Below are 465 nucleotides of genomic sequence, written 5' to 3' on the forward strand. Positions count from 1 at the left end.
GCGCCCGTCCGTGTTTGTCGGGCAACCGATCGGCCCCGAGCTTGAAGCAGAGTTGCCCAGCGACGTCGCATACGACCGACAGGGCGAACCAGAGTATGAGCGCGAGCGTCATGACAGCACCCGTTCGAAGCAATCCAGCAACACACCGTTCACCCGCGCGTTGACCGCCAGCTCGGCGTCCGTGACCTGGCGCCGCGGCGGGTGGTCGAAATAGGCGAGCGTCGCCCGGAACGGATCGGCGAAGCGTGGCTCGGAATAGTCGCCGCAGATATCGACGCCGACGATCTCGCACTGCTCCGCCAGCCGTTCGATCGCAAGCAGCAGATTCTCGAGCGGCAGCTCGCCCTGATCCCAGTTGGTCGCGGCATCGCCCGGGCCMAGAACATCCTTGTCRATCGTCAACCAGATSCGRCGGGTCGGCAGGTTGCGGATCAGCTCATCGACGAAGTCGCYCCAGTTCTCATT

The 465-nt window shown here is 64.3% G+C and carries 1 pseudogene; it reads right to left on the bottom strand.

Going from position 1 to position 465, the window contains the following annotated elements:
• Positions 1–108: 108 nt before the first annotated feature.
• Positions 109–465 (bottom strand): annotated as a pseudogene (locus tag AB4Y92_RS25710) (hypothetical protein); the annotation flags it as partial.

The organism is Lysobacter sp. TAB13 (genome assembly GCF_052113885.1).
Classification (GTDB): domain Bacteria; phylum Pseudomonadota; class Gammaproteobacteria; order Xanthomonadales; family Xanthomonadaceae; genus Lysobacter; species Lysobacter gummosus.